4 protein-coding genes are annotated in these 6,819 nt (G+C 65.5%); all 4 read right to left on the bottom strand.

Annotated elements, in window-relative coordinates:
* Window positions 1-551 precede the first annotated feature (551 nt).
* The 4 genes from secA to O9271_RS03790 are packed head-to-tail and all read right to left on the bottom strand — an operon-like array spanning window position 552 to window position 6,816.
* Entirely contained in the window at window positions 552-3,884 is a 3,333-nt protein-coding gene (secA, locus tag O9271_RS03805) for a preprotein translocase subunit SecA (protein ID WP_298266279.1), read from the bottom strand.
* A 58-nt stretch (window positions 3,885-3,942) separates the two neighbouring features.
* Window positions 3,943-4,557, bottom strand: coding sequence for a nicotinate (nicotinamide) nucleotide adenylyltransferase (gene nadD / locus O9271_RS03800; protein ID WP_298266278.1), 615 nt, complete (start codon window positions 4,555-4,557; stop codon window positions 3,943-3,945).
* Window positions 4,558-4,571: 14 nt separating this feature from the next.
* Complete coding sequence (gene bamD / locus O9271_RS03795) at window positions 4,572-5,420, bottom strand: outer membrane protein assembly factor BamD (RefSeq protein ID WP_298266277.1); 849 nt, start codon at window positions 5,418-5,420, stop codon at window positions 4,572-4,574.
* Between the two features lie 49 nt (window positions 5,421-5,469).
* Entirely contained in the window at window positions 5,470-6,816 is a 1,347-nt protein-coding gene (locus tag O9271_RS03790) for a nucleotide sugar dehydrogenase (protein ID WP_298266276.1), read from the bottom strand.
* Window positions 6,817-6,819 lie beyond the last annotated feature (3 nt).

Below are 6,819 nucleotides of genomic sequence, written 5' to 3'. Positions count from 1 at the left end.
CCCCTTGCGGAGCTCCTAATCGCGGAATCACAAAAATTCAGGTTGATGTCTCGCCAGAGCCCTGATCAGCCCTGGGTCATAAACACCGCCCGCACATCCATCGATCTCTTCCTCGGTTGTCAAATAGCGTCCTACCGTCCTACCGTCCTGCGCGTAACCGCTTGCGGCTACACAAGTTCCTGCTTTTTTGATGGCCACCGTTTTGGCGGCAGATCTAACTAATAACCTGTTGAAAGTCGGGCGTCAACCCCTGCGAGATCACCGTACTGATCTTTTTTGAAGATCGGGGATCGTCGGCAAGGACGCCCTCGCACTCACACAGTCCCCGTGAGCGACGGCCCGCTCAGCACCACAGCGGACCCCCAGCCAGCGCATTTCCTCAGGTTGTGGACCCGGAAGGAGCATGTAGAGCTCGGCGGGTACGCAGCAACCGCGGCGCGTGCGGCGGGTCGGGGATATAAGCACATCCGCTACGTAATGTCAACCGGGGCACTCGCTGCCCGCGAATGCCCCGGCCGGTTCCTGCCCCTCAGTTCCGCCTGGTCCGCGGCCTACAGATGCGCACCATGACACTTCTTGAACTTCTTCCCGGAGCCACACGGACACACGTTGTTGCGCGGCGTCTGCTCCCACCCCGCCGGCAATCCTCCGGCTCCCGCCTCGCCAAGTGAGCGCACGCTGCCCGCACCGACCACCTGCGGCACTCCCTGGGCGACAATCCGCCCGGGCTCCTCGGCGCCTCCGCCGACGTCTTGCTCCTCCTCCACGAACTGCGCGTCCACGATCTCCAGCGACTCGTCGACCACCAGTTCATCGGCCGGCACGTCTTCCAGGATGCCCAGCGCGTTGTAGCGGCGCGTCGGGCGCGCCCCCTCCTCGCGCACGAACTCAGGCATGGGCGGCGGCTCGAACGCCTCCACCGGCGCCGGCTCGAAGACCAGCTGCGCCTTGAGGAACCGCTCCGTAAACGTGTTCGCCAGATCGTGCATGAGATCGACGAACATGGTGTAGGCGTCCTGCTTGTACTCGACCAGCGGATCCTTCTGCCCCCACGACCGATAGTGGATGGAGGCCCGCAGCTGGTCGAGGTCGTACAGGTGATCCTTCCACTTCTCGTCGATCACGTTGAGCGTGACGAGCGACAGCAGACGATCGGCGAACCCCTGCCCGTTCTCGTCGGTCACCTGATTGAGGCTCTCGATCTTCGCCTGGAAGGCCTCGTGCACGGCCGCCACGGCCACCGCCTGCGCCTCCTCGACGGACGTCGGGCGCTCGGCGGAAAACGCGGGCACCTGCAACATGTAGTGCATCAGCAGGTCCTGCTGCACGTACTCGAAGTCCCAGTCTTCGACGCGATCGAAGGTGGCGAGTGCCTGCTCGACACGCCGCTGCACTCCGCGCTCCAGCATCTTGAGCGCCTCCCCCTTCAACTCCTCACCCCCCTCGAGCGCAAACGCCCGCAGCGAGTAAATGACCTCGCGCTGCTGATTCATGACGTCGTCGTACTCGAGCAGGCGCTTGCGCGACTGGAAGTTCTGCAGCTCGACGCGCTTCTGCGCCTGCTCGATGGAGCGCGTGATGAGCGGGTGCGTGAGCACCTCCCCGTCCTGTGCGCCCATGCGATCCATGAGCTTCGCAATGCGCTCCGAGCCGAACAGGCGCATCAGGTCGTCTTCGAGCGAGAGGAAGAACTGCGAGGCACCCGGATCCCCCTGCCGCCCCGACCGGCCGCGGAGCTGCCGATCGATGCGCCGCGATTCGTGGCGCTCCGACCCGATGATGTGCAGGCCACCGATCTCGGTGATGTCGATCTCCTTGCCGTCGGGATCGGTGATGCGCGACGGCTTCGCATCACGGATACCCTCACCGAGTTTGATGTCGGTGCCGCGGCCGGCCATGTTCGTGGCGATGGTGATCGCCCCCGGACGCCCTGCATCGGCCACGATCTCCGCTTCGCGCTGGTGATACTTGGCGTTCAGCACGTTGTGCTTGAGCCCGGCCCGGGCAAAGAGCCGTGCCAACGTTTCGGATGCCTCGACACTGGCGGTACCCACGAGCACCGGGAAACCCAACTCGTGCAGCCGGCGTGTCTCGTCGACGATGGCATTGTACTTCTCCCGCCGCGTCTTGAAGACGAGATCCTGCCGGTCATCACGCTGGATGGCGCGGTTGGTTGGGATGACCGACACCTCGAGCCCGTAGATGGTATGGAACTCCGCTTCTTCCGTCTCGGCCGTGCCGGTCATGCCGGCCAGCTTCTCGTACATGCGGAAGTAATTCTGAATCGTGATGGTGGCGAGGGTCTGGGTTTCCCCCTTCACCTGCACGCGCTCCTTGGCTTCGACCGCCTGGTGCAACCCTTCGCTCCAGCGACGTCCCGGCATGGTACGCCCGGTGAACTCATCGACGATGAGCACCTGCCCCTCCTGCACCACGTAGTTCACGTCCTTCTCGTACAGAGCGTGGGCGCGCAGCAGCTGATGGATGATGTTCAGCCGCTCGCTCTTCGTGGCATACTCGCGCTCCACGCCCCCGCGCCGCTCGAGGCGCTCCGTGGCGCTCAGCTCCGCGTCGCGATCGATCTGTCCGATGAGCAGCGAGATGTCCGGCAGGACGAAGGTGTCCGGATGATCCGGAGAGAGCCAGTCGAGCCCCTTCTCGGTGAGGTGCACCGTGTGCCCCTTCTCATCGAGCACGAACAGCAGTTCGTCCTCGAGGTCGCGGAACGCACGCTTCGAGACGGGGAGCTTCTTGTCGGCGATGACATCGAGCTCGACCCGCTGCACCATCTGCTTGACGCCCTGCTCCTGCAGCACCTTCATGAGCCGCTTGTTCTTCGGGCCACCCATTTGGGCCTTGTAGAACTGCAGCGCCGCTGCCTGCGCGTCGTTGGCTTCCATGGCGCGCTCACCGTCGGCCACGAGCTGGTTGACCATCTCGTTCTGCTTGCGCACCAGCCGCTCGACCGACGTGTTGAACTCCGCGTACTGCCCGTCGCTCTCGTTGCCCACCGGCCCCGAAATGATGAGGGGTGTGCGGGCTTCGTCGATGAGCACCGAGTCCACTTCGTCGACCAGCGCGAAGACGTGCGGGCGCTGGACCCGCTGCTCGAGCGACACCACCATGTTGTCGCGCAGGTAGTCGAAGCCGAACTCGTTGTTGGTCCCGTACGTGATGTCGGCACCGTACGCCGCCTTGCGCTCCCACGACCCCGGTTCGGTATCGTCGAGGCAAGCGACCGTGAGCCCGAGCCAGCCATACAGGTGCCCCATCCACTGCGAGTCGCGGCGCGCCAGGTAGTTGTTGACCGTGACCAGGTGCGCACCGCGCCCCGGGAGCGCGTTCAGGTACAGCGGCAGCGTGGCGACGAGGGTCTTCCCTTCGCCGGTGGCCATCTCCGCAATGCGCCCGAGGTGGAGCTGAATGCCACCAATGAGCTGCACGTCGTAGGGGACCATATCCCAGGTGAGGGCGTGGCCGGTAACCATGACCGTCGACCCGCGCAGCCGGCGGCAGGCCTCGCGCACGGTGGCAAACGCCTCAGGGAGCAGTTCGTCCAGCGTCTCCGCAATGGCCCCCCGCAGCTCCCCCTCGACGCCGCCGCGCCCGTCGGCGCCCTGCAGTTCGCCATCGAGGCGCTCCCGCTCGGCGGCGTCGGCCGTCTCGTGCTTGGCGGCCTTGATGGCGGCGATGCGCTCACTGATGGGTCCGGTCCGCTCGGCGAGCACGCCGCGGAACTTCGCCGTTTGCGCCTGGATCTCGGCATCGCTCAGCGACGCCAGCCGCGCTTCGATCTGATGGATGTCGTCGAGGATTGGCTGGACACGCTTGCGTTCACGCTCGTGTCGCGTGCCGAACACCTTACTGATCAAGCCCTTCAGCATACGTCCCTCTGGACCTCATGGCGAGGACAGTGGTGCGCAGCATCCGGGCCACTTTGGCTCAGCCGTCTGCGCGATCCGCCGTCCGGGAATTCTCGTGATACAGCCCGGTGGATGCGATGTACGTCGCCACGGATTCCGGAACGAAGCCCTTGAGTGAGCGTCCGTCGCGGACCCGCGCCCTGATTTCGGTTGACGACACATCCACCCGTCGCGTGCTCAGCCAGCGAACCGACTGCGCGCCGTGAATCTCCTGCTCGAGCGGAACGGCTCCGTCGGTGTCCCGATGCAGTACGACCAGACGTACCATGCCGAGCAACCGGTGCGGATCCTTCCAGCGTGGCAACGTGGGGACCACGTCACTCCCGACCAGAAGGTGGAGTTGGGCAAGCGGCCATCGCCGCCGCACCGCCTCCACGGTGTCAACCATGTAAGATAACCCGCCCCGTTCAATTTCTACGGGGTCGACCTCAACCCGTGGTACGCCGTCGAAACAGGCCCGGACCATGGCCAGGCGGTGTTCCGGCGGCGTCTGCTCGCGGCCCTTCAGCGGCTGTTGGGCCGCTGGAATGACCAGCAGGTGATCGAGCGCCAGGGCGTCAATGGCGTCCTGCGCGATGAGCAGGTGGCCGGTGTGCGGCGGGTCGAAGCTGCCGCCAAGAAGCCCCAATTGCACCTGGCGTGGGGAGGTCAGTGGCGCGCCGGCGGCGCCGGCCGCGCATAGGCAACGGGTGACGTGACGGCGCTGGGCGGAACGTCGCTCGTTTTGGCCGTATCCACGGGGACCGCTCCGCAGGCGGCGCGCACTTCCGTGTCCCCGGGATAGGCCTTCCACATGGCGCTGCACGTTTCCGCCGCATCTTCCTTCCAGCGGATCTTCGTGTACAGCTCATGCAACCGCAGCCACGACAGCCGGGCGGCTTTCGTGGTGGGATACGTGGTGACGATGTCCTTGAGGTAGATGATCGCGCCGTCGACCACGGGGCGCACCTTGATGTAGTGCACCGCCGTCTGGTAATCCTTGAGCGCGAACCACTCTTCCAGCTGGGTGATGCGCTGCTTCGCCTCCTCGGTTTCCTTGGCGTCAGGATACGACGAAAGGAGCGCACGCAGCACCGACGCCGCCTTCTGCCCCTGCTCGGGGTCGAGCGACGGGCGCCGCCAGATGCTCTGATAGGCCCGCCCGGTCCCGAGCATGGCCATGGGCGCCAGCGTGTCGTCGGGGAATCCGTCCGTGACCCGCTCGAAGGCCTGCGCTGCCAGCAGAAACTCCTTCTTCCGCTCGTGCGTGAGCGCCAGATAGAAGTACGCCGGTGCCAGCAGCGGATCGCGCGACGACAGATCGCTGGTGAGCCGCTCGAACCCCAGCTGCGCGTTGTCCCATTTCTTCTGCTGGAACTCGAGCAGGGTGGCCTGAAACAGCGCTTCGGGTGTCGCGAAATCGCGTGGCTGAAATCCGCGCCCGCAACCGGCCAGCGCCGTGGCGACGGCGAGCAGGACCAGCAGACGGAATTCGACGCGATTGGGGAAATGACTCATGCGACGGAAGATACCCGGGAAATGCGGCGCAGGTTCGTGGACAGGGGCGTTATGGCAGCGCGGCCAACGTCGAGCCCGACGCCAGCGGCACGATGCGCGCCCGCCCTGGGGTCAGTCCCGCCGTGACGTTGCGCGTATCCACCACGAGGGTAGCGTGATCGACGACGCGCTGGTAGTCCACGGTCTTGTGGTCGGTGACCACGACGACGGCGTCGGCCCACCGCAGCATCTCATCGCTGAGCTCGACTCCCTTGCGACTGTGCCCCTCCTCCCGGAACTCGCTGACGAACGGGTCGTGGAACTCGACATGCGCCCCGCGCTCCTCGAGCAGCCGGATCACATCCAACGCCGGGCTTTCGCGCACATCGTCGATATCGCGCTTGTACGCCACGCCGAGCACGAGCAGTCGGCTGCCGCGCACCGCCTTCCGCACCTCGTTGAGGGCGTCGGCCACCTTCTGCACGACCCACTCGGGCATGTGGGAATTGATTTCGCTGGCCAGGTCGATGAAGCGTGTCTTGTAGTTGAGCGTGCGCATCTTCCAGGCAAGGTAGTGCGGATCGAGGGGAATGCAGTGCCCGCCGATGCCCGGCCCCGGCGTGAACTTCATGAACCCGAACGGCTTGGTCGCGGCGGCCTCGATGACCTCCCAGACGTTCACGCCCAGTTTGTCACAGACAATCGCCAATTCGTTCACCATGGCGATGTTCACGGCCCGGAACGTATTCTCGAGCAGCTTCACCAGCTCCGCCGCCTCCGGCGAGCTGACGGGCACCACGGTGTCGATGCAGCTCTCGTAAAGCGCCGTGGCCACCTCAACGCACGCCGGGGTGATGCCGCCGACCACCTTGGGGGTGTTGCGGGTGTGATAGATGGGGTTGCCGGGGTCGACGCGTTCGGGGCTGAAGGCCACGAAGATGTCCTGCCCGACGGTCAGCCCCTTGGCTTCGAGACGCGGCTGCAGCAGTTCGCGCGTGGTGCCGGGGTACGTGGTGCTCTCGAGCACCACGCACAGTCCGGGGTGCGCCTGCCGGGCGATGGCATCGGCCGCGCTCAGCACGTAGGCCATGTCCGGATCGCGCGTTTTGGACAGCGGGGTGGGCACGGCGATGGAGATGGCATCGCACTCGCCCAACCGATCCTCGATGGCGGTGGCGACGAGCTTGCCGCTGGCCACGGCGGCCTTCACGGCGTCGGCAGGGACGTCCTGAATGTGCGACTCACCAGCCATGAGCAGGTCGACCACGCGGGTGCTCACGTCGTAGCCGATAACCCGGAAGCCGGCGTGCACGAACTCGATGGCCAAGGGCAGCCCGACGTACCCGAGGCCGATCACGCCGATGACGGCGGTACGGTCGGCGATCTTGGCCAGCGCCTGATCTTTCACAGCAGTCATCTC

The sequence above is a fragment of the Gemmatimonas sp. genome (assembly GCF_027531815.1).
Lineage (GTDB): Bacteria > Gemmatimonadota > Gemmatimonadetes > Gemmatimonadales > Gemmatimonadaceae > Gemmatimonas.
The sequence above is the reverse complement of the archived record's forward strand: the minus strand, read 5'-3'. Positions and strand labels throughout refer to the sequence as shown.

Coding starts and splice junctions, on each gene's coding strand:
- secA (WP_298266279.1), bottom strand. CDS start 3,884: ATGCTGAAGGGCTTGATCAGTAAGGTGTTCGGCACGCGACACGAGCGT.
- O9271_RS03790 (WP_298266276.1), bottom strand. CDS start 6,816: ATGACTGCTGTGAAAGATCAGGCGCTGGCCAAGATCGCCGACCGTACC.
- bamD (WP_298266277.1), bottom strand. CDS start 5,420: ATGAGTCATTTCCCCAATCGCGTCGAATTCCGTCTGCTGGTCCTGCTC.